This window comes from Streptomyces sedi (assembly GCF_006335015.1).
GTDB classification, from domain to species: Bacteria; Actinomycetota; Actinomycetes; order Streptomycetales; family Streptomycetaceae; genus Streptomyces; species Streptomyces sedi.
On record NZ_VDGT01000007.1, the window covers coordinates 32786 to 54716 of the forward strand.

Sequence of the window (21931 nt, forward strand, 5' to 3'; positions counted from 1 at the left end):
CCGGGTGCCGGCTCGACTGTTCGCACCGTTGTTCTCCGTCGAAGGTGCGGTCCGCGGGCCGCCCTGCTCATCACTTCGGCTCGCCGTCCTCCTTAAGTCCCCCCGCCCGTCACCGACGGCGCGGCGGGTTTCGCTCCCAAGGCCAATGGTGGTGCCCCCGACCGGCGGAGGAGACTGCCCACAGGCCGGCTGGGACGCCCCGCGCCGCCGTGCCTCCCCCTCTTCTCCCCCTCCCTGGAGGTCTGATGGCGAGCGCCGATGGTCTGCCCCTGGAGGCGGTGGTGGTCGCCGACGTGGCGATCGTGCTGCTGGCGGGGACCGCGATGGTGGCGCTCAGCCGCCGGCTGCGCCAACCCCCCGTGGTGGCCGAGATCGCCACCGGAATCATGCTCGGCCCCAGCCTGCTGGGCTTGCTCCCCGGCGATCTGCCCCAACGGATCTTCCCCGACGACGCCCGCCCGATGCTCTCGGCCATCGCCCAGATCGGGCTGCTGCTCTTCATGTTTCTCGCCGGCTGGGAACTGGACCTGAGCCGGCTGCGCGGCCGGGGGCGGGCGGTCGGGGGGATGGCCGGCTTCTCGATGGCCGTCCCGTTCCTGCTGGGGCTGGGCGCGGCAGGAGTGATGTTCTCCCAGCACGCGGGGGACGGAGTGGACGCCAGCACCTTCGCGCTCTACGTCGGAACGGCCTTCTCCATCACGGCGTTCCCGGTGCTCGCCCGGATCGTCAGGGACGGCCGGCTGTCGGAGACCCGGGTGGGCACCACCGCCATGGCCTGCGCGGCGATAGGTGACGTGGTGGCGTGGTGCGTTCTGGTCCTGGTGGTGGCGCTGGCCGAGGCCGGGGGGCACGGGCAGTTCGTGCGAGTGGTCCTGCTGTCGGTGGCGTACGGGGCGTTGATGGGGTTGCTGGTGCGACCGCTGCTGACGGCCCTGCTGAGGCGCTCGGGCCGGGACGGCGACTCGGCGAGCCTGCTGGTGGTGATCGCCTCGGGGGTCTTCCTCTCCTCGTATGCCACGTCCTGGATCGGCATCCACGCGATCTTCGGCGCGTTCGCCTTCGGCCTGGTGATGCCGCGCGGCACGGGGCCGGCGCTGGCACGGGCGGTCGCCGCGCCGATGGAGAAGGTGGCGGCGCTGCTGCTGCCGGTCTTCTTCATCGTCACGGGGCTCTCGGTGGATATCGGCGCACTCGGCTGGTCCGGGCTGTGGACGCTGCTGCTGATCGTGGTGACGGCGGTGGTCGGCAAGTTCTGCGGGGCCGCGCTGCCGGCACGGCTGTCCGGGATGGGCTGGCGTGAGGCGAGCGTCTTCGGCGCCCTGATGAACACCCGGGGCCTGACCGAGATCGTCATTCTCGACGTCGGCCGGCAACTCGGCATCATCGACGACCAGTTGTTCACCATGATGGTGCTGATGGCACTGGTCACGACCGCCATGGCCGGACCGTTCCTGCACCTGGCGCGAGCCGCCCCGGCGGGCGCCGACGGCTCGGCGGAGGAGGGCCCGTCCGGGGCGGTTTCCTCGGCGCCCGATCAGGTTCCGCCGTCCGGCACGGGTCGGCAGACCGCCGGCGGCCGACGATGACCTGGTGCGGCGTCCGGGTGCTGGCCACCCCCGAGTTGGAGGTCTGGTACGGCTCGGTCGCCGGGCGGGGCAGGCGCGGCGCCGCGCTCCCGCTTCCGACGCCCGCGGAGCGGGAACGCGCGGGGACCTTCGTGCACGCGGCGGAGGGCATCTGGTACCTGGTCCACCGGCTGGCCACGCGCCGCATCCTCGCCGACCGGCTGCGCTGCGGACCCGAGGACGTGGTGATCGGCCGCTCCTCCTGCCCCGGTTGCGGAAGCTTCGAGCACGGCCCGCCGCGGCTGTTCGCTCCCCGCACACCGCTGACCCTCAGCCTCTCGCGCAGCGGCCCGCACTGGCTGCTGGCCCTGGCGCCCGGCGGCGGACGCGTCGGTGCCGACATCGAGCTGCTCGGCGACCGCGATGTCACCGGGCTGGCCAAGGTCTGCCTGACCCCCGCCGAGCAGCGCCGGCTGAGGAGCACGGAGCCGGCCGCGCGCGGTGTGGTCTTCCACCGCTGCTGGACCCGGAAGGAGGCGGTCGCCAAGGCGCTGGGCACCGGTCTCGCCGCCGGACTGTCCAGGATCGAGACCGGGTTGGGTTCCTCCACAGCCGTCAGGAGCCGAGTCGCCGACCGGAGCACGACGGTGGTCGCGGTGGACGGACGCCCCGGCGGCCGGTTCGTCGTACGCGATCTTCGGCTGCCCGCGGGGCTCGCGGGCGCGGTCGCCTGGGAACCGCCGCCCGGCAGCCCACTGCGGGGAGGAGTCTCCCCCCTGAGTGCCGGACGTCCGGCCGCCCTTTCATCACAAAGCGCGAGTCCACGGTTCATCAAGTGAGAGGAAGAATTCGGCGGTGGCGCCTGGATACCGTGGAGTGAGCCTGCCAGACAGCAGTTCCATGCGCCCCCAGAAGCTCCCGGAGGTCATGCACCATGTCGGAAACAACTCCCGTTTCGGCCGGCGGGCACGACGCCGTCCTCAAGGAAGTGAAGGACTTCCTCGAAGCGCGCTTCCTACCGGAGGGCGAGACGGGCATAGAGGCGACCACCCCCCTGCTGGAATGGGGAATTCTCACCTCCATCAGCACGACGGAGCTGATCGCCTTCATCCAGGACCGTTACGGCCTCTTCGTGCCGCCGGAGATGATCGTCGGATCGAACTTCAAGAACCTGGAGAAGATCACCGAGCTCGTCCTTTCCCTTGAGAACGATCCGCTGGCCAGAGCCTGAGACAGGAAGACCGAGAGGAGCTGGAGATGTCCGAGGTCGACTACGACATTGGAATCATCGGGGGCGGCCCCGCGGGTTCGACCGCCGCCTCGTACCTCGCCAGGGCGGGGCTGAGCGTCGCGGTCTTCGAGGGAGAGAACTTCCCCCGGCCGCACGTCGGTGAGTCGCTGGTGCCGGCCACCACGCCGGTGCTGCGGGAGATCGGCGCGCTCGACCTGGTCGATCAGGCGGGCTTCCCCCGCAAGTTCGGCGCCGCCTGGACGTCGGCCGTCGAGGGCGACGTGCCCCACCTGGGCTTCCAGGGGCTGAACAACGGTCTGGGATTCGCCGAGATCGAGTTCAACGAGCGCGACCAGCCGGGCGTGGGGCAGGACTACACGTACCACGTGGACCGGGGCAAGTTCGACCTGATGCTGCTCCAGCACGCCAACGCCCAGGGGGCCAAGGTCTTCGAGGGCATCCGGGTGCGCCGGGTCGACTTCGACGGCGAACGGCCGGTGATCCAGCTGCCGTTGGGGAGCAACGAGGTCGGCGTGAAGGTCCGCATGGTGGTGGACGCCAGCGGGCGCAACACCTTCCTGGGCCGGCAGCTCAGGCTGAAGGTGCCCGACCCGGTGTTCAACCAGTACGCCATCCACGCCTGGTTCGAGGGACTGGACCGGACGGCGTTGGCGCCCACCGGCGAGAAGGCCGACTACATCTTCATCCACTTCCTGCCGATCACCGACACATGGGTGTGGCAGATCCCCATCACCGACACGATAACGAGCGTGGGAGTCGTCACTCAGAAGAGCCAGTTCTCCGCCTCGAAGGATGACCTGGAGGGATTCTTCTGGGAGTGCGTGGGAAGCCGTCCGGAGCTGCGGAAGGCGCTGGAGGATTCCGATCAGGTGCGCCCGTTCAAGGCGGAGGGCGACTACAGCTACGGAATGCGGCAGATCGTCGGCGACGGTTTCGCGCTGATCGGTGACGCGGCGCGTTTCGTGGACCCGATCTTCTCCAGCGGGGTGAGCGTCGCGCTGAACAGCGCGAGGATCGCCTGCAAGGACATCATCGCCGCCGCGGAGAAGGACGACTTTCGGCGGGAGAGTTTCTCGCAGTACGAGCGGACGCTCAGGCGCGGGGTCAACAACTGGTACGAGTTCATCTCCGTCTACTACCGGCTGAACATTCTCTTCACCGCCTTCGTGCAGGACCCCCGGTACCGGCTCGACGTCCTGAAAATGCTCCAGGGCGACGTCTACGACGATGACGAGCCCAAAGCCCTGGCGGCGATGCGGAGGATCGTCCGGGTGGTCGAGGAGAACCCCGACCACCTGTGGCACCGGCATCTGGGCAGCCTTTCCGCCCCCAGCTCGGCCCCGATGTTCTGATGGGGAGCCGACAGCCTCCCCTCGTCCCGCGGGAGGAACCCGGTGCGCGGGGTGCCGTGGCCATCGTGGGCGCCGGTTGCCGCTTCCCCGGCGGGGTCACCGACCCCGACGGTCTGTGGCGCCTCCTGGTGAGCGGCGGCGACGCCATCTCCGAGGTACCGCCGTCCCGTTGGGACGTGGAGCGGTACTACGACCCGGAGCCGGGCGCGCGCGGCGCGATGTACTCCCGCTGGGGCGGGTTCATCGAGGACGAGACCCGTTTCGACGCCGGCTTCTTCGGCATCGCCCGGCACGAGGCCCGCCAGATGGACCCGCGGCAGCGGATGCTGCTGGAGGTCAGCTGGGAGGCGCTGGAGAACGCGGGCATCGTCCCCGGGGAGCTGTCCGGCTCCAGGACGTCGGTGCTGATGGGCAGTCTGGGCGCGGACTACTTCCTGCTGCACGCGCAACAGGCGGGGGTCCGCGGGATCGACCCGTGGTACGCATCCGGCAAGGAGCAGAGCTTCACCTCGGGCCGCCTGTCCTATCTGCTCGGACTCAACGGGCCGAGCCTGTCCATCAGCACCGCCTGCTCCTCCTCGCTGGTGGCGGTCCATCTGGCCCGCCAGAGCCTGCTCACCGGCGAGTCCGACTACGCGCTGGCCGGCGGCGTCAGCCTGGTCCTCTCTCCCGAACTCTCCGTCTACATGTCGCAGATCGGCGCCCTGTCCAAGGAAGGACGGTGCAAGGTCTTCGACGCGTCGGCCGACGGCATTGTCCGCAGCGACGGCTGCGCCGTGCTGGTGATGCGCCGGCTGGCCGACGCCCTGGCCGACGGCGACGACATCCTCGCCGTCGTCCGGGGCACCGCCGTCAACCACGACGGGCACAGCGCCGGACTGACCGTGCCCAACGGCGGCGCGCAGGAATCGCTGATGCGGGACGCGCTGCGCACGGCCGGGCTCGCCCCGCACCGGGTCGGCTACGTCGAGGCACACGGCACCGGCACGCCGCTGGGCGACCCGATCGAGATGGGCGCGCTGGCCAAGGTGTACGGGGCCGAGCGGGCGGCGGGCGATCCCTTGCTGGTCGGCTCGGTGAAGACCAACATCGGCCACACCGACGCGGCGGCCGGCGCCGCCGGGCTGCTGAAGGCCGCCCTGGCGGTCCGGCACGGCGAGGTGCCGCCGCATCTGCACCTGAGCCGGCCCAACCCCATGATCCGGTGGGACCGTTGGGGCGTCGACGTGCCGACGGAGCGGACCGCCTTCCCCTCCGGCGGCGACGACGTCCGGCGCGTGGCAGGGGTGAGCGCCTTCGGACTCAGCGGCACCAACGCCCACGTCCTGGTGGAGCAGCCGCCCCCGCGGCCCCCGGCCGAGCGCCCCGAGGGCGCCAGGCCGGCGCTGCTGCTCCCGCTGTCCGCCCGCTCCGGCGGCGCGCTGCGTGCGCTGGCCGAGGCGCACCGGGAACGGCTGGACGCGCTGGCCTCCCCCGCCCCGCCGGCCCCGCCCCTCGAAGGGGCGGATACCGCGGCCGAGTTGTCGGCCTATGTGCGCACCGCGGCCGAGCGGCGCACCCACCACCGCGAGTGGCGGCTGGCGGTCGCTGGCCGCACCGCGCCGGAACTCTTCGCCGAGTTGGGCGCGTTCCTGGAACGCGGGTCCGAGGCGGAGCCGGAAGGCGACGCCCTCGACCCGGATGCCGAGGCGCCGACCGGGCCGTGCTTCGTCTTCTCCGGGCAGGGCGGCCAGTGGCCCGGCATGGCCCGCGAACTGGTCGAGGAACCGGGCGCGTTCGGCGAGACGCTGCGGCGCTGCGACGCGCTGATACGCGACACGGCCGGCTGGTCGGTGCTCGCCGAGCTGGACAGGGAGGAGGAGCACAGCCGGCTGGCCGACACCGCGATCGCCCAGCCCGTGATCTTCGCGGTGCAGGTCGCCTCGGCCGCGCTGTGGCGCTCCTGGGGCGTGCGGCCGGCGGCCGTGATCGGCCACAGCATGGGCGAGATCGCCGCCGCCCAGGTGGCGGGCGCGCTCAGCCTGCCGGACGCGGTCGACGTGGTGGTCCGGCGCGGGCGGCTGCTCGCCGAGGCCGCGGGGGCCGGCGGGATGGCGTCGGTGGCCCTGGGCGCCGAGGAGACCGAGGAACTGCTGGCCGGCTACGGCGACCGGCTGAGCGTGGCCGCCGTCAACAGCCCGACCAGCGTGGCCGTCTCCGGCGACGCCGACGCGCTGGCCGAGTTCACCGCGACGCTCACCGCACGGGAGGTGAACTGGCGTGCCATCCCGGGCGGTTACGCGTTCCACAGCCCCCGGATGGAACCGTTCCGCCGGCGGCTGACCCGTCAGCTGCGGGGCCTGGCCTGGCGCACGCCGGACGTGCCCGTCCTCGTCACCACCCGCCCGGAGCACCGACACGACGCGGAGCGGCGCTTCGACGCCGCCCACTGGGGGCGGAACGTGCGCCGTCCCGTCGCCTTCGCCGAAGCGGTGGCCGAGGCGCTCGCCGCCGGGCACCGCACCTTCGTCGAGCTGGGGCCGCACCCGGCGCTGACCCAGCCGCTGCACCAGTGCATGGGCGCCGCCGGCGTCGAGGGCACCGTGCTGCCGACGCTGCGGCGCGGCACCGACGGGGCGCTGACCGCCCGCTCCTCGCTGGCCGCCCTCTACCGGCTGGGCCACGCTCCCGCCTGGGAAGCGGCCAGCGGCGGTCGGGGGCGTTCGCACCGACTTCCGACCTACCCGTGGCAGGGCGAACGGCTGTGGTTCGAGACGGCGGACGGGGCCGAGGCGGCGGGCGCCGCGCCCGAGTCCGCGGCGCCCGTCGCCGACGTGGGTCACCTCAGTGCGGAGCTGCGTCTGTTCGACGCCGAGGGGCGCCTGGTGGCGGAGACCTCCGGGCTGAGGCTCGGCACGCCGGGGGCGACGCCTCCCCCGGTGGCCGCACCCGCCCCGGCGACCGCCTCCGTCCCCTCGGCCGGCGTTTCCGCGGCCCCCGACGCGGAAGCGCTGGCCGACCGGGTGGCGGAGGCGGTCGCCGGGGTGCTCGGCCGGCCGGACGGCCGGTCGGTGCGGCGCCAGCACGGCTTCACCGAGCTCGGCATGGACAGTCTGGGCGCGGTGCGGCTCTGCCAGGTGCTCCAGCAGGAGCTGGGTGTGAAGGTGCCCAAGACCGCCGCGTTCGACCATCCCACGGTGGAGCGGATGGCCGCGTTTCTCGCCACGCTGCGGCCCGCGCGCTCGGTGTCGCCGGAGTCCGTGCCCCGGCCGTCGGCTGAGGTGGCGGAGCGGGCTCCGCTCGCCGCGCCCGGGGCCGAGCCGATCGCGGTGATCGGGATCGGCTGCCGGTTCCCCGGCGGCGCCCACGGGCCCGACGGCTACTGGCGGCTGCTGCGGGAGGGGGTGGACGCCGTGCGGGCCGCGCCCGAGGGCCGCCTCGACGGTCCTGAGATCTGGCGCGGCGGCTTCCTCGACCAGGACGTGAGCCACTTCGACGCCGGATTCTTCCGGGTGGCCCCCCGCGAGGCGAGATCACTCGACCCCCAGCACCGGCTCTTCCTTGAGGTCGCCTGGGAGGCGTTGGAGGACGCGGGGCAGCGGGCCAACGCGCTCTCCGGCTCCCGCACCGGGGTCTTCGTCGGCATCAACTCGCAGGACTACAACCAGCTGGTGACGGGCCACCCGGAAAACCTGGACGCGAGCTACGGCACCGGCGTCTCGTTCTGCGCCGCGCCGGGCCGGCTCTCCTATCTGCTGGGTCTTCAGGGGCCCAGTCTGGCCGTGGACACCGCCTGCTCCTCCTCGCTGGTGGCCGTCCATCTGGCGGTGGCCAGCCTGCGGTCCGGGGAGAGCGACATGGCGATCGCCGCCGGGGTGAACCTGATGCTCAGGTCCACCATCCACGCGACCAGCGCCGCCGCCGGAGCGCTGTCGGCGGCCGGTCGCTGCGCCACCTTCGACGCCTCGGCCGACGGCTACATCCGGGGTGAGGGCTGCGGCGCGGTGGTGCTCAAGCCGCTCAGCCGGGCACGGGCCGACGGGGACGAGGTGCTGGCCGTCGTCCTGGGGTCGGCCGTCAACCAGGACGGGCCGAGCGGCGGCCTGACCGTACCCAACGGCCCGGCCCAGACGGCGCTGGTGCGCGCCGCGCTCGCCGACGCCCGGGTCTCCCCCGGCGACATCGGCTATGTGGAGGCGCACGGCACCGGCACCCCGTTGGGCGACCCCATCGAGCTGCGTGCCCTGGGCGAGGCGCTGGGGCGCGACGAGCGGGGCGAGCCGTGCGTGGTCGGCTCGGTGAAGACCAACATCGGCCATCTGGAGGCCGCTTCGGGCGTCGCCGGGATGATCAAGACGGTGCTCGCGCTCCGCCACGGCGTGATCCCGCGCCATCTGCACCACGCCGAGCCCAGTCCCGACATCCCGTGGGAGCGGCTGCCGTTCCGGGTGCCGACCGAACCGGTGGCCTGGCCTGCGGGGGGAGCACCCCGGTACGCCGGGGTGAGCGCCTTCGGGTTGAGCGGCACCAACGCACACGTGGTGCTGGGCGAGGCCCCGGCCGCCACGGCCCCGGCGGACGCGGCGGAGCCACCGGCGCGCGATGGTTCCGTGCCGCCGGCGGGGATGCTGCTGCTGCCGCTGTCGGCCGCCACCCGCCCGGCGCTCGCGGATCGGGCGGCGGCCCACCGCGACCTGCTGAGATCGGCGGACGCGCCGGCGGCCGTGGATGTCTGTCACACGGCGGCGCTGCGGCGCGGCGCGCTGGACCACCGGCTGGTGGTGACGGGCGGGAACGCCGCCGAACTGGCGGCGCGTCTGGACGCGTTCGTGAGCGACCCCGAGGCGGCTCCGGGGGCGGGCACCAGCGTGGGGCAGGTCGCCGGGGAACGGCGGCGCGGGCCGGTCTTCGTCTTCTCCGGGCACGGCTCCCAGTGGGTCGGCATGGCCAGGGACCTGCTTGCCGAGCACCCGGTGTTCGCCACGGCCGTGGCGCGCTGCGACGAGGCGCTCTCCTTCCACCTCGACTGGTCGGTGCGGGAGACCCTGGCCGCCGGCAGCCCGGTCTCCGACGCGCCGGGCGCGGAGGCCGACCAGCAGATCCTGCTCTTCGCCATCCAGTACGGGCTGGTGGAGATGTGGCGGGCGGTGGGCGTGCTGCCGGCCGCCGTCATCGGGCACAGCATGGGCGAGACGTCGGCGGCGCTGTGCGCCGGGGCGCTCGGCCTGGACCAGGCGGCGGAGGTGATCGCCCGCCGCAGCCGCCTGCTGAAGGACCTGGTGGGGCGCGGAGGCATGGCGGTGGTCGGCCTCGGGGCCGACGAGACGGAGGCCGAACTGGCCGACTACGGCGACCGGTTGTGCGTGGCCGTGGTGAACAGCCGCCAGTCCACGGTGGTCTCCGGGGCGAGCGACGCCCTGGAGGACTTCGGCACCCGGATGCGGGAGCGCAAGGTGTTCTTCCGCGTCGCCAACGTGGGCGGTCCCGCGCACAGTCCGCTGGTGGAGCCGATGCGGATGGCTCTGGTCGACGCGCTGGCCGGGCTGGCGCCGGGTTCGGCCCGGGTGCCGGTGTACTCCTCGGTGACCGGCGGCCCGCTGGACGGTGAGGAGCTGACGGCCGACTACTGGGGACAGAACCTGCGCCGGCCGGTGCGCTTCGCCGACGCGGTCAACGCGGCCGTTGCCGACGGCCACGACACGTTCGTCGAACTCTCCCCGCATCCGATCCAGTTGACCCCCGTGGAGCAGGAGGTGGCGGCGGCCGGCGGCACACCGCTGACCGTGCACTCGCTGCTGCGGGACACCGACGGTGCGCTGGCGTTCGCCACCGCGGTGGCCGCGCTGCACACCGGCGGCCAACCGGTCGACTGGCGGCGCGTGTTGCCGCGCGGCCGGCAGGTGAGCCTGCCGCGCTACCCGTGGCAGCACCGGTCCTACTGGGTACCCAACGAGCCGAGGTCGGCCGACCCGGGAGGCCCGACCGAGGCGGCGACGGGCGACCATCCGCTGCTGGGGCGCGCGCGGCGGCTGCCGGGGTCGGGCCGCGCCCGGCTGGCCACAGCCGCGCTGGCACCGGACGCGCTGGCCGGGGTCGGGGCCGCCGCGCTCCCCGAGCACCCCGACGCGCTGGCCGTACCCGCCGCGCTCTGGTTGGAGCTGGCGCTGGCCGCGGGCTCCGCCGAGTTCGGCGGGCGGCGGCGGGTGTGCCTGAACGACGTGCGGCTGCCCGTCGCGCAGCCGGTCGCGGCGGAAGGGGTGACCCGGGCCGGCGTGGTGCTGAACGCGTCCGGCGACGGCGGCAGGGAGTTCACCGCGACGGTCGGGTCGCCCTGGGAGCCGGGGCTCGAACTGACCGTGGCCACCGGCCGGTTGACGCCGGTGGCCGGCCCGGTGGAGCGCCACGTGGCACGGGCCCACGGACCGTTGACGGATCCGCTCGCCGCGTGGCTGGCCGAGCTGGGCCACGGCGAGAGCGCCGCGGTGGCGGTCTCGGCCGCCACGGGTGGCGACGCGGTGGAGATCGCCTTCGACCGGAGGCCGGCGGCACGCCGCTGGACGCTCCCGCCCGATCTGCTCGAACTGGCGCTGCGCGTTCCCACGTTGCTGGCCGGCACCGAGCGGGGCATCGGGGCGGGGTCGCCGTCGGCCCCTCGCTGGATCGGGTCGCTCGCGGTGCGCGGACCGGTCGGCGAGGGCCGGCTGCTGGTCGGCGCGCGGCGGACCGCCGCCCCCGTGGGGGCCGGCCCGCGTGAGATCGCGGCGGACGCGTGGATCGCGACGGAGGACGGCACGGTGGTGGCGGAGCTGCGGCAGGTGCTGCTCGGCCCGCCCGGCGGCCTGGTCCTCTCCGCCGACCAGCGGACCGCGCTGGCCGACCGCCGCTTCGGCCTCGCGTGGCGGGAACCGGCGGCGGCGACCGCGGAAGCCGGGGCGGCTGCCGAGGCCGGGGCCGCCGACGCGAACGGCACGGCCGGCGAGGCGGACGCCGACCGCCGGACCTGGCTGCTGCTCTCCGACCGTGGCGGCGTCGCCGCCGCGCTCGGCGCGCGGCTGTATGCCAGGGGCGACGCGCACCAGCTACTCGGTGGCGAACACCCCGCGACGCCGGATGAGGTGGCCGACGCGCTGCGCGCGCTGGCGCGGGGCGACGGCTGCCGTGGGGTGGTGCACCTGGGCGCGCTCGATCTGCCGACCGGTTCGCCCGACGAGGCCGGGCTGGCCCAACTGGCCGCGCTCTGTGGCGGGTTGCCGGCCCTGACCGCGCTCCTGGACGGGGCGGGCGCACCACCGCTGTGGCACGTCACGCGGGGCGCGGTCGCCGTCGACGAGAACGAACGACCCGCCGCGCTGGCCGCTGCCGTGCGCCGGCTCGCGCCGGTGGCCGGGATCGGCCGCCCCCCGGTGTGGGGTGGGGCGATCGACCTCGACCCGTTCTCCGAGGGGTCCGTGGCCGACGCCGCCGACGTGCTGGCCGACGTGCTGGCCGGCGACGGTGAGGATCAGGTAGCCCACCGCGCGGGGCGCCGCCTGGTGGCCAGGGCCGTGCGCCTCCCCCGGCCCGGTCCGGTGCGGGCCCGCGTGCGGCTGCGCGGCGACCGGACATACGTGGTGGCGGGCGCCGGCGGCGAGTTGGCCGGCCGGCTGACGGCCTGGCTGACCGAGTGCGGCGCGGGCCAGGTGCTGTCCGTGTCCGCGCCGGAGAGCCGGGCCGGGGCGCGACAGGTACTGGAGAAGGCGGCGGCCGGTGGCGCCCCCGTCGGCGGGGTGGTGTGGGCGGCGGTCGACTGGGACCTGCCGCAGGGCACCGCCCCCGACGCCGGGGAGCAGGCGCGGGCGCTGCGGGAGCGCGCCTGGGGCGCCTGGCTGCTGGACGCGGCCTGCGCCGAAGCCGCCCTGGACCTCGACGTGTTCGTGGTCTTCGGCTCCGCCGCCTCGTCCTGGGCCGCCGTCGGCGCCGAGGCGCAGGCGCCGGTGGACGGGCTGCTGGGCGCGCTGGTGGAGCGCCGTCTGGCGCTGGGCGATCCGGTGCACGGCATCGCCTGGGCGCCGTGGGACGGCGTCGGGATGCTGGACGGCGAGAGCAGGGCGCGGCTGGTGCGCGGCGGCCTGGAGCCGCTGGACCCGGCGCGGGCCGTCGACCTGTTGGACCAGGTGGTGGCCGGCGCGCCCGGTGCGGTGCTGATCGCCGACGCGGACCTCGGCCTGTTGCTGCCGCTCTACCGCCAGGCGCTGCGTTGGCCCCTCTTCGACGAGCTGGCCGACGACGGAGGGGAGTCGTTCGCCGGGTGCGATGAGGTTCTGGCGCGGCTCGGCTCGACGACCGGCGAGGAGCGGCGGGGGCTGCTGCTCGACCTGGTGATGGCCGAGGCGTCGACCGTGCTCGGTCTGGAGCGCCACGACGACCTGGACCCGGCGGGCGGCTTCTTCGAACTGGGCCTCAACTCCGTGACGTCGCTGGAGATGCGCATCCGGTTGGAGCGCCGGTTCGGCGTCACCCTGCCGGCGACGTTCGTCTTCGAGCACCCGACCTGTGAGGCGGTGGCCGCCCGGCTGGAGGAGGACCTGGCGCCACGCCTGGCTCCCGCCACGGCGGAGCACCCGGTCAGCGCGGCGTCCCCGCCCGAAGTGGGGCCGTCGGCGCCGGCACCGGTCGGGGACGACGACCTGCTCGCCCGACTGCGGGCGGAGACCGCCGCGGTCGAGGCACTGATCCGCGGGAGGGGCTGATGTCCCCCCGGCCTACGGCCGCCCGCCGGGACGAGCCGGCGCCGACCGTCCCCGAGGCGGCCCGCCCGAGTCCGCGGCTCGCGCCGGCCTGGCCCGGCTGGAGCACGCTCGCCCTGCTGCGCACGATCCTCACCCTCGACGACAGGCTCATCAACGGCAAGCCACCGACCCCCCGCCCGCTCCCCCGAGTGCCCCGGCGCGACCACGCGACCCTGCGCGACACAGACCGATCATCCACCGAGGGGTGTTAACGATGGACGCAACGACTTCCAGGCCGCCCACGGCGTACGGCGCCTCGTCGCCGGCTCCGACCACCATGCGGGAGGTGTGCGGGCTCTTCGCCACCGGGGTGACGGTGGTCACCAGCGCGACCGGGGACCGCCGGGTGGGCGCCACGGTGAACTCCTTCACCTCCGTCTCGCTCGACCCGCCGCTGGTGCTGTTCTGCCTGCGCCACGACTCCGGGCTGCTGCGCGCCATCCGGGACTCCGGGGTCTTCGCGGTCAGCATCCTCAGCCGTGAACAGGGCCAGGTGGCCCACTCGTTCGCCCGTCCAGGACCCAACGGGTTCGAGACCGCCCCCGCCACCGCGGGGGCCACCGGGGCGCCCGTGCTGGACGGCGCCGTCGGCCATCTTGAGTGCAAGGTCGCCGAGGAGTTCGGCGGCGGCGACCACCAGATCGTGCTGGGTGAGGTGGTGAGCCTGGCCGGGGACAAGGGCGCCGCGCCGCTCGCCTTCCACCGCGGCGCGCTGACCGAACTCGCCACCGGGAGCTGACCTTCATGACGACCCTCGGCACACCACCGGACCCAGCCGTGCGCCGGCGCGTGGTGGAGGCGGACAGCCTCCCCGAAGCGCTGCTGCTGCGCGCCCGGGAGCGGCCGGACGACACCGCCTATGTCTTCCTGGCCGACGGCGAACGTCCCGCCGACAGCACGACCTACCGCCAACTGGACCTGGCCGCCCGCTCCCGGGCCGGCCTGCTCGGCGACCATGCCGGCCGCGGGAGCAGCGCGCTGCTGATGTACCCGGCCGGGGTGGAGTTCGTCCGTGCCCTGCTGGGCTGCATGTACGCGGGCGTGGCCGGCGCCCCGGTGCCGGTGCCGACCAGGGAGCGCGGGCTGGAGCGGATCCGCCGGATCGCGGACGACGCCGGCACCAGTCTGGTGCTGACGGTCGCGGAGGTACGGGACGAGTTGCTGGCCAGGTTCGGCGACTCGCCGTTCCTCGCCGGGCTTCGCCTGGTAGCCACGGACGAGGCGCCCGCCGCGCGGCCGGCCGCACCGCCGACGGCGATCGACCCGGATGCCGTGGCGCTGCTCCAGTACACCTCGGGCTCCACCGGCGACCCCAAGGGGGTGGAGGTCACCCACGCCAACTTCCGCGCCAACGTGCTGGAGACGGACGGGCTCTGGCCGTGCGCGCCGGACGGCGTCCTGGTCTCCTGGCTGCCGCACTTCCACGACATGGGGATGATGTTCGGGGTGGTGCTGCCGTTGTGGGCGGGCGCGCCGTCCTACCTGATGGCGCCCGCCGCGTTCGTCCGCCGCCCCGGCCGCTGGCTGGAGGCGATCTCCCGTTACCGCGGCACGCACTCCGCCGCACCCAGCTTCGCCTACGAGCTGTGCGTGCGGGAAGCCCGACAGCAGGGGGCGGCGCCCGGGGTCGACCTGTCCTCGTGGCGGGTGGCGGCCAACGGGGCGGAACCGGTGCGCTGGTCGGTCGTCGACGAGTTCGTCCGGACGTTCGCCCCCTTCGGGTTCGCCGGCCGCGCCATGTGCCCGGGCTACGGGCTCGCCGAGAACACCCTCAAGGCCACGGGCAGTCGGCAGGAGGACGAGCCGACCGTGATCTGGCTGGACGACGACGCGCTGCGCGAGAACCGGGTGGAGACGCGCCGGGGGCCGGGCGGGGGCGCGGTGCCGCTGGTCGGCGCCGGCGTGCCGGTCGGCGAGACGCGGCTGCGCGTCGTGGACCCGGCCAGCGGCTGGGGGGTGCCCGACGGCACGGTCGGCGAGGTCTGGATCAACGGCCCCTGTGTGGCGAGCGGTTACCACGGCAGGCCGGAGGAGTCGCGGGAGGTCTTCCGCGCCCGGATCGTCGGGGAACCGAAGGCCGGAACGTTTCTGCGGACCGGGGACCTCGGGTTCCTGCGCCGGGGCGAGCTGTTTCTCACCGGACGGCTGAAGGACGTGATCATCCGCAAGGGCCGCAACTTCTACCCCCAGGACATCGAGTTGTCGGCGGAACGGTCCCACGAGGGCCTGCACCCGAACAGCGTCGCCGCGTTCTCCGTCGACGACGGGACGAGCGAGCGGCTGGTCGTGGTGGTCGAGGCCGACGGACGGGTGCTGCGGGACTGCGCCCCGGAGGCGCTGCGCGAGCGGGTGCGCCTGGCCGTGCACGAGGGGCAGCGGCTCCCCGTGGACGAGGTGGTCGTGGTGCGCCGCGGGGCGCTCCCCAAGACCTCCAGCGGCAAGGTGCAGCGCAGGGCGTGCCGGGCCAGATACCTGGAGGACGCGTGGAGTCCCGCCGGGATCGGGGGCGGCAGATGACGATCCTGCCCGCACCCACCCGGCTGCGCACCGCGCCGGCCGTCGACGGGGCCCGCATCCTGGGCCTGGGGACCTACCGGCCGAGCACCGTGGTGGACAACGCACAGGTGGCCGGCCCCATCGACTCCTCGGACGAGTGGATCCGGCGGCGAAGCGGCATCGCCAGCCGCCGCTTCGCCGGCCCGGACGAGACCGTGGTGTCGATGGCCTCGGAGTCCGCGGTCAAGGCACTGGCCGCCGCCGGGATCGCTCCCGAAGCGGTGGACGCGGTACTGGTGGCGTCGATGTCGCACCTGGAGCAGGCGCCGGCCGCCGCGCCGAGGATCGCGCACCTCATCGGCGCCGGGACGGCCGGGGCGGCCGACGTGGGAGCGGCCTGCGCCGGGTTCTGCTACGTGCTCGCGCTGGGCGACGCCCTGGTGCGCTCCGGCGCCGCCCGGCACGTGGTGGTGATCGGCGCGGAGAAGATGAGCGACATCGTCGATCCCACCGACCGGGGCACCGCCTTCCTGTTCGGGGACGGCGCGGGCGCGGTGGTGCTCGGGCCCTCGGACCGCCCCGGGATCGGCCCGCCGGTCTGGGGGGCGGAGGGCGACCGGCATCGGATGATCGCCCATGACCGCTCCTGGCTGGAGGCCAGGGACCGGCCGGCCCCCTGGCCCGCGCTGCGCATGGCGGGGCCCGAGGTCTTCCGCTGGGCGACCGGCAGCGTGCCGGGCATCGCCCGGAGGGCGCTGGAGGCCGCGGGACTCGAACCCGGCGACCTGGCGGCGTTCATACCGCACCAGGCCAACGCCCGGATCATCGACGCGGTCGCCCGCAGCCTGGGGCTGCCGCCGCACGTGGTGGTGGCCAGGGACGTGGTGACCTCGGCCAACACCTCGGCCGCCTCGATCCCGCTGGCCATGGACAGCCTGGCCAGCCGGGGCGAACTCCCCAGCGGAGGGAAGGCGTTGCTGGTCGGTTTCGGAGCCGGGCTGGTGTACGCGGCGCAGGTGGTGGAGCTGCCGTGACGTGCCGACCCGCCGGTCCCCGGCCGCGCCGGGGACCGGGACGGCGTCGACGGGCGAGGTGCCAGGAGTACGCGGTGCACGCGGTGCACCCCAGGAGAGGAGTGGGACCGTGTCGACAGAGCTGACGGCGGACGACGCCGGAGGCCGCACCGCCCTGCGACTGGCCGAACTGGCCGAGCGCAGGGCGGTGCTGGCGGAACAGTCGGGGCCCGAACGGGCGGCGCGGCAGCACGCCAAGGGCAAGCTGACCGCGCGGGAGAGGATCGAGGCGCTGCTGGACCCCGGCTCCTTCGTGGAGCTGGACGCGTTGGCCAGGCACCGCTGCCACGACTTCGGCATGGAGCGGCAACGCCCCTACGGGGACGGCGTGGTGACGGGTTACGGCACGGTCGACGGCCGTCGGGTCTGCGTCTTCGCGCAGGACTTCACCGTGCTGGGCGGCGCGCTGGGAGAGGTCTTCGGCGAGAAGATCATCAAGGTGATGGACCTGGCGCTGCGCACCGGCGTGCCCATTATCGGCATCAACGACTCGGGCGGCGCGCGTATCCAGGAGGGAGTGGTGTCGCTGGCGTATTACGCGGAGCTGGTGAAGCGCCATGTCGCCGCCTCCGGGGTGATCCCGCAGATCTCGCTGATCACCGGGCCGTGCGCCGGCGGCGCCGTCTACGCCCCGGCCATCACTGACCTCGTGGTGATGGTCGACGAGATCTCCCACATGTTCGTCACCGGGCCCGAGGTGCTGCGCGCGGTCACCGGCGAGACGGTCGACCGCGAGCAACTCGGCGGCGCGCGGCGACACAACACGATCAGCGGCGCCGCGCACTACCTGGCGCAGGACGAGAAGGACGCGTTCGACTACGTCCGCCTGGTGCTCGGCCACCTGCCGTCGAACAACATGTCGGAACCGCCGGCCTACGCGGCCCGGGCGGGGCTGGAGCGGGAGGAGACCACCGAGGCCGACCGCGCGTTGGACACCCTGATCCCGGACCGGCGCAACCAGCCCTACGACATGGCGCGGGTCGTGCACACCGTGGTCGACGACGGCGAACTGGTCGAGGTGCAGCCGCTGTTCGCGCCGAACATCATCTGCGGCTTCGCCCGGGTCGAGGGCCGCAGCGTCGGGGTGGTGGCCAACCAGCCGCTGCACGCCGCCGGCGCGCTGGACATCGACGCCAGCGAGAAGGCGGCCCGCTTCATCAGGCTCTGCGACGCGTTCGAGTTGCCGGTGCTGACCTTCGTCGACGTGCCGGGGTTCCTCACCTCGATGGCGCAGGAGAGCGGCGGCATCATACGGAAGGGCGCCAAGCTCATCTACGCCTACTGCGAGGCGACCGTGCCGATGGTCACGGTGATCACGCGGAAGGCGTACGGCGGCGGCTACGGCGTGATGGGGTCCAAGCACCTGGGCATCGACATCAACCTGGCGTGGCCCACCGCGGAGATCGCGGTCATGGGCGGCGAGGGCGCGGTCAACGTGATCCACCGCAGGGAGATCGAGCGGGCCGAGGACCCGGAGGCCGAGCGGGTGCGGCTGCGGACGACGTACGAGGAGACGCTCTGCACGCCCTATGTCGCGGCCGAGCGCGGCTATGTCGACGCGGTGATCATGCCGCACGAGACGCGGGCGCGCGTGGCCTCCTCGCTGGAGGCCCTGCGGGAGAAGCGGCAGGAACGGCTGCCGCGCAAGCACGGGAACATCCCGCTGTGAGCGGGGTGGTGGGCGGGCACCCGGCCGGCACCCGGCCGGCGCGGCCCGCGGCCGGGGACGACCGCGGTATCCGCGTGGTCCGGGGCAATCCGGCCGAGGACGAACTGGCCGCCGCCGTCACCGCCGTGCTGGCGGTACTGGCAGCGGCCGACCGGCGGTCCGGGGAACGGGGCGCGGCGCCCGGCGCCCGGCGCTGGTCCGCGCCGGCCGCGCGCATGACGCGCCGGCCGCCGCGGGCGGGTTGGCGGTAGCGCCTCCTCTCCCCGTACCGCACGCGCGAGACAGGAGAGGGCCCCGCCGAGCGGTCGGCGGGGCCCTCTCCTGTCTCGCGCGCGTCCGGCGGGGAATGCCGCTCAGAACTCGGTGATCTCCCGCATCTCGGCGAAGAGCGCCTGGTACTCCTTCGACTGCACGAGCGGGATCATGCCCATCAGCTTGCCCATGTTGCCCTTGGCCCGCATCTTGCCGGTGGTGAAGGCGACGGGCGGCGAGAGCTTCCCCGTCTGGAGCTTGACGCTGTTGGCGTAGCTGATGGTGATGACGAACGCGGCGTCCTCCGCGTCGCCGCGCCTGGCCCGCTTGATCTGCCCCTCGTCGAACTCCAGGAAGTAGTGGACCTCCTCCCTGCCCTCGGGCAGCTGGTTGACCACGTACTGGGCGGTCAGCGTGGGCTGGCCGCGGTGCGGCAGTTCCCTGCCACGCTCCTCGACCTGGGCGAAGAACTCGTCGGACAGGTAGGCGATCTTGCTCAAGGCAGGCTCCTTCTCTTCGGTTCGCGGGGCCGTCCATCGGGTCCCGACGGGGTGGGGGAACGCCTAGCGCGCGATGAGCCGGACGCGCAGCGACTCCATGCTGCGCAGCGTCATCCGAGGCCGGAAGACGGGCTGCTCCAGGAACTCGATCGCGGAGAAACGGTCGAGCAGCGCGTTGACCACGATCTCCAGCTCCATCTTGGCGAGCGACACGCCCAGGCAGTGGTGGATGCCGGCGCTGAACGACAGATGCGCGTTGTCGGTGCGCCGGATGTCGAAGCGGTCCGGGTCGGGGAAGCGCTCGGGGTCGCGGTTGGCGCTGGAGAGCATCGCGATCAGCACCTCGCCCTCGGGGATGGTGACACCGCCGTACTCGACCGGCTCGAAGGTCATCCGCGGCGAGAGGCCTGCGGGCGGCTCCATCCGCAGCACCTCCTCCACGGCGCCGGGGATCAGCTTGCGGTCCTCGGTGATGGCGGCCAGCACCTCGGGGTCGCGCCACAGGTACCAGACGACGCTGCTGATGGCGCTCGTCGTGGTCTCGAAGCCGGCGGCTATCACCGCGTTGCAGAAGGCCATCAGCTCGTCGAAGCTGAGCTTCCCGCCCTCCTCCTCCGCGGCGATGAGGTCGGTCAGCATGTCGTCCCGCGGGTTGGCGCGACGCTCCTCGATGAGCCGGGTGAAGTACTCCTGGGTCTGCTCGGTGCCCTCGTCGGCCTCCAGCAGGTCGTCCGCGGTCATGCCGAGTTCGAAGGTCTTCAGGAACTGCTCGATCGGCTCACGCAGCGCGGGCGCCTCGTCGCGGGGTACGCCCAGCATGGTGGCGACGACCAGCAGCGGCAGCGGGAAGGCGAACTCGTTGAGCAGGTCGCCCTCCCCCCGCTCGGCGATCGGGTCGAGCATCTCGGCGGTGAACCCCTCGATCGAGGAGTGCATCTCGTGCACCCTGCGGGGGGTGAAGGCGTGGCTGACCAGCTTCCGCAGCCGGCGGTGGTCCTCGCCGTTGGACCACAGCATGGTGGACTTCAGCCGCCGTAGCGCGGGGTGGTCCTCCCACTCGCCGCCGAAGCGGCCGGCCATGAACTTGTGGATGTCCCGGCCGATGCGCGGGCTGCGCAGGACGCTGTTGACGTCCTCGTAGCGGGAGACGATCCAGAAGCCCATCTGGCTCCGGTAGACCGGGGCGAGTTCCCGCAGCTGGCGCTGGAGGGGGTAGGGGTCGGCGTAGGACTCGGGGGTGAGGAGCAGCTGCGCCAGGATGGCGTCGGCCTCCTCGGTGCGGGCTGCGTCGTGCGCACCGGTGCCGGTGGGCGTCACGGTCACGAGGGGTTCCCCAATCTCGTTGTGTGTGGGCGGTGGTGGGGGCGCGGGGGTCGGTGGCGGGTCAGTCGTCCTCGATGCCTCCCCCGCCTCCGCCGCGCACGCCGTAGGACCGCACCAGGCGGCGCACGGCGGGTGCGGCGTCCTTGCGGACCCAGCGCAGCGTGCGCAGCCGGCGTCGGAGGCTGAGGCCGTAGTCGAGGTCGTCCGGTTCGCCGAAGCCGTAGATCGGCGGCGCGATCCGTTCCCTGCGGAGCCGTTGGAAGATCCGGTCGGAGGCCTGGCGGGAGGTCGCCTCACCGGAACGGACCAGCTCGCACTCGGCGAGCGTCCAGTCGAGCAGTTCCTCGTACTCGGTGAGCGTCTGGTGGCAGGCCCCGGTTTCGGGGGCGCGGGTGCGCAACGCGGCCGACGCCTGCTCGATCTGCCCGGCGTTCAGCAGCTTCAGCCCCCGTTTGAGGGTGAGCGCGTCCAGCATGGTGCCCAGCAACCACACCCGGCCCATCGCGTTCCACAGCGGGAACTGGCCGCCGGCCGCGTGGACGGCCGCCGTCAGCCGCCGCTGCCGGGCCGCCATCCCGTGCTGGAGAGCCTGGAGATAGCGGAAGCGGCCGACGCCGAAGTCGCCGTCGCGCGCGGCCCCCAGCAGGTCGGCGGCGGCCGTGTGCACCAGCTGAGCGGAGACGTAGAGGTCGCGGCCGAGCAACGGGGACCCGCCGAGTGCCGCCCGGTCCAACAGCAGCATCCGGTCGCCGGCGGTCACCGTCGCGTGCCACTCGGGCTGCTCGTCCGCCCAGGTGACCAGCGGCCTGGCCTCGGCGAACTGGGCGGCCAGGGAGGGAAAACGCTCCAGATGCGAGCGGATCTCCGCCCAACCGCCGTCGCCTGCCGGCGTCCCCTCGCCGGTGAGCGTGAGACAGACGCTGGTCAGCGCGGTGCGTTCGAGGGTCTTCCCCGCGTTCCCGAAGTGGCTGACCGCCAGCACCCCGCCGTCGAAGACGTGGTGCAGCGTGCCCTCGTGCCAGGGCGGCGAGCCGTCCAGGTGCGGACTGACCTCGTCGAACGGGCGGACACCGACCGCGTGGGCGCTCAGCACCCGGGTCGTGCCGCCCGCGCGTTCCACGGTGCCGCCCAGCGCCTGGGCGACCGCGGAGCCCGGACCTGAGGTGTCCACGACGCAGGCGGCCGTGATCTCCTCGCCCGCCGCGGTGACCAGGCGGACGCCGCCGTCCTCGGGAATGGCCTTCTCCACCCGGACCCGCTGCCTGACCTCGGCACCGTGCCGGACCGCGAGGGCCAGCAGCCAGGCGTCCACGTCCGGCCGGTAGAGATGGCTCTCGCCGTGCTCGGACGGCACGTTGAACTGGAGCGATTCGTAGCGGCGGTGGGCCCGCCCCTCGGTGTGGTGGGCGAACCCGAAGGTGCGGTGCACCCCGCCCGCCCCCGAGATCTCCTCGCGCACCTTGTCGGCAAAGGCGAGGAACGCGATCTCCGGCACCCGGTAGCGGGCGGCGATCAGCTCGTACAGGAAGGACGTGCAGGGCAGGGTCAGTTCGCCCGGCTCGTGCCGGGGGTGCTCGTCCGGGCCGAGGAGGAGGACCCGGACGCCGTTCCTCGCCAGCACGGCGCCGAGCATGGCGCCGGTGACCCCGGTGCCGATGACGGCGACCTGGTGGTCGGCGCCCGGGTCGATGGTCGATCGCAT

General features: G+C 73.8%; 14 protein-coding genes. 11 read left to right on the forward strand and 3 right to left on the reverse strand.

Annotated features, from left to right (window positions below; genetic code table 11):
- Positions 1-245 precede the first annotated feature (245 nt).
- The 11 genes from FH715_RS11290 (at position 246) to FH715_RS11340 (ending at position 18405) form a co-directional block, all read left to right on the forward strand.
- Entirely contained in the window at positions 246-1586 is a 1341-nt protein-coding gene (locus FH715_RS11290) for a cation:proton antiporter (protein WP_139643976.1), read from the forward strand.
- On the forward strand, positions 1583-2404 hold the full coding sequence (locus tag FH715_RS11295; protein WP_139643979.1) for a 4'-phosphopantetheinyl transferase family protein: 822 nt from the start codon (positions 1583-1585) through the stop codon (positions 2402-2404). Before FH715_RS11290 ends, FH715_RS11295 begins: the two co-directional genes overlap by 4 nt.
- Positions 2405-2499: 95 nt before the next feature.
- Entirely contained in the window at positions 2500-2796 is a 297-nt protein-coding gene (locus tag FH715_RS11300) for an acyl carrier protein (protein WP_139643982.1), read from the forward strand.
- 26 nt (positions 2797-2822) lie between these two features.
- Positions 2823-4169, forward strand: a complete 1347-nt coding sequence (locus tag FH715_RS11305; RefSeq protein WP_139643984.1) for an NAD(P)/FAD-dependent oxidoreductase — start codon at positions 2823-2825, stop codon at positions 4167-4169.
- A gap of 56 nt (positions 4170-4225) precedes the next feature.
- Positions 4226-12877, forward strand: a complete 8652-nt coding sequence (locus tag FH715_RS11310) for a type I polyketide synthase (RefSeq protein ID WP_170184700.1) — start codon at positions 4226-4228, stop codon at positions 12875-12877.
- Complete coding sequence (locus tag FH715_RS11315; RefSeq protein ID WP_139643990.1) at positions 12877-13128, forward strand: hypothetical protein; 252 nt, start codon at positions 12877-12879, stop codon at positions 13126-13128. Before FH715_RS11310 ends, FH715_RS11315 begins: the two co-directional genes overlap by 1 nt.
- Positions 13129-13130: 2 nt before the next feature.
- A complete protein-coding gene (locus FH715_RS11320) occupies positions 13131-13655 on the forward strand; it encodes a flavin reductase family protein (RefSeq protein WP_139643993.1) in 525 nt (174 codons plus the stop codon).
- A gap of 5 nt (positions 13656-13660) precedes the next feature.
- Positions 13661-15433, forward strand: a complete 1773-nt coding sequence (locus FH715_RS11325) for a fatty acyl-AMP ligase (RefSeq protein WP_139643996.1) — start codon at positions 13661-13663, stop codon at positions 15431-15433.
- Positions 15430-16446, forward strand: coding sequence for a beta-ketoacyl-ACP synthase III (locus FH715_RS11330; protein ID WP_139643998.1), 1017 nt, complete (start codon positions 15430-15432; stop codon positions 16444-16446). Before FH715_RS11325 ends, FH715_RS11330 begins: the two co-directional genes overlap by 4 nt.
- Before the next feature lie 109 nt (positions 16447-16555).
- Positions 16556-18154: an acyl-CoA carboxylase subunit beta gene (locus FH715_RS11335; protein ID WP_170184701.1), complete on the forward strand. Its 1599-nt coding sequence runs from the start codon at positions 16556-16558 to the stop codon at positions 18152-18154.
- Positions 18151-18405: an acyl-CoA carboxylase epsilon subunit gene (locus FH715_RS11340; RefSeq protein ID WP_139643999.1), complete on the forward strand. Its 255-nt coding sequence runs from the start codon at positions 18151-18153 to the stop codon at positions 18403-18405. Before FH715_RS11335 ends, FH715_RS11340 begins: the two co-directional genes overlap by 4 nt.
- A gap of 102 nt (positions 18406-18507) precedes the next feature.
- On the opposite strand, the gene FH715_RS11345 is transcribed toward FH715_RS11340, so the two are convergent.
- The 3 genes from FH715_RS11345 to FH715_RS11355 form a co-directional block, all read right to left on the reverse strand.
- Positions 18508-18906, reverse strand: a complete 399-nt coding sequence (locus FH715_RS11345) for an SCP2 sterol-binding domain-containing protein (protein WP_139644002.1) — start codon at positions 18904-18906, stop codon at positions 18508-18510.
- A 63-nt stretch (positions 18907-18969) separates the two neighbouring features.
- A complete protein-coding gene (locus FH715_RS11350) occupies positions 18970-20229 on the reverse strand; it encodes a cytochrome P450 (protein ID WP_211367557.1) in 1260 nt (419 codons plus the stop codon).
- Between the two features lie 61 nt (positions 20230-20290).
- Complete coding sequence (locus FH715_RS11355; protein ID WP_139644006.1) at positions 20291-21931, reverse strand: NAD(P)/FAD-dependent oxidoreductase; 1641 nt, start codon at positions 21929-21931, stop codon at positions 20291-20293.

Bases quoted from the DNA above. Each gene is read 5' to 3' on its own strand.
- FH715_RS11305 (WP_139643984.1), top strand. From the start codon at position 2,823: ATGTCCGAGGTCGACTACGACATTGGAATCATCGGGGGCGGCCCCGCG.
- FH715_RS11315 (WP_139643990.1), top strand. From the start codon at position 12,877: ATGTCCCCCCGGCCTACGGCCGCCCGCCGGGACGAGCCGGCGCCGACC.
- FH715_RS11325 (WP_139643996.1), top strand. From the start codon at position 13,661: ATGACGACCCTCGGCACACCACCGGACCCAGCCGTGCGCCGGCGCGTG.
- FH715_RS11290 (WP_139643976.1), top strand. From the start codon at position 246: ATGGCGAGCGCCGATGGTCTGCCCCTGGAGGCGGTGGTGGTCGCCGAC.
- FH715_RS11320 (WP_139643993.1), top strand. From the start codon at position 13,131: ATGGACGCAACGACTTCCAGGCCGCCCACGGCGTACGGCGCCTCGTCG.
- FH715_RS11295 (WP_139643979.1), top strand. From the start codon at position 1,583: ATGACCTGGTGCGGCGTCCGGGTGCTGGCCACCCCCGAGTTGGAGGTC.
- FH715_RS11330 (WP_139643998.1), top strand. From the start codon at position 15,430: ATGACGATCCTGCCCGCACCCACCCGGCTGCGCACCGCGCCGGCCGTC.
- FH715_RS11300 (WP_139643982.1), top strand. From the start codon at position 2,500: ATGTCGGAAACAACTCCCGTTTCGGCCGGCGGGCACGACGCCGTCCTC.
- FH715_RS11355 (WP_139644006.1), bottom strand. From the start codon at position 21,931: ATGCGATCGACCATCGACCCGGGCGCCGACCACCAGGTCGCCGTCATC.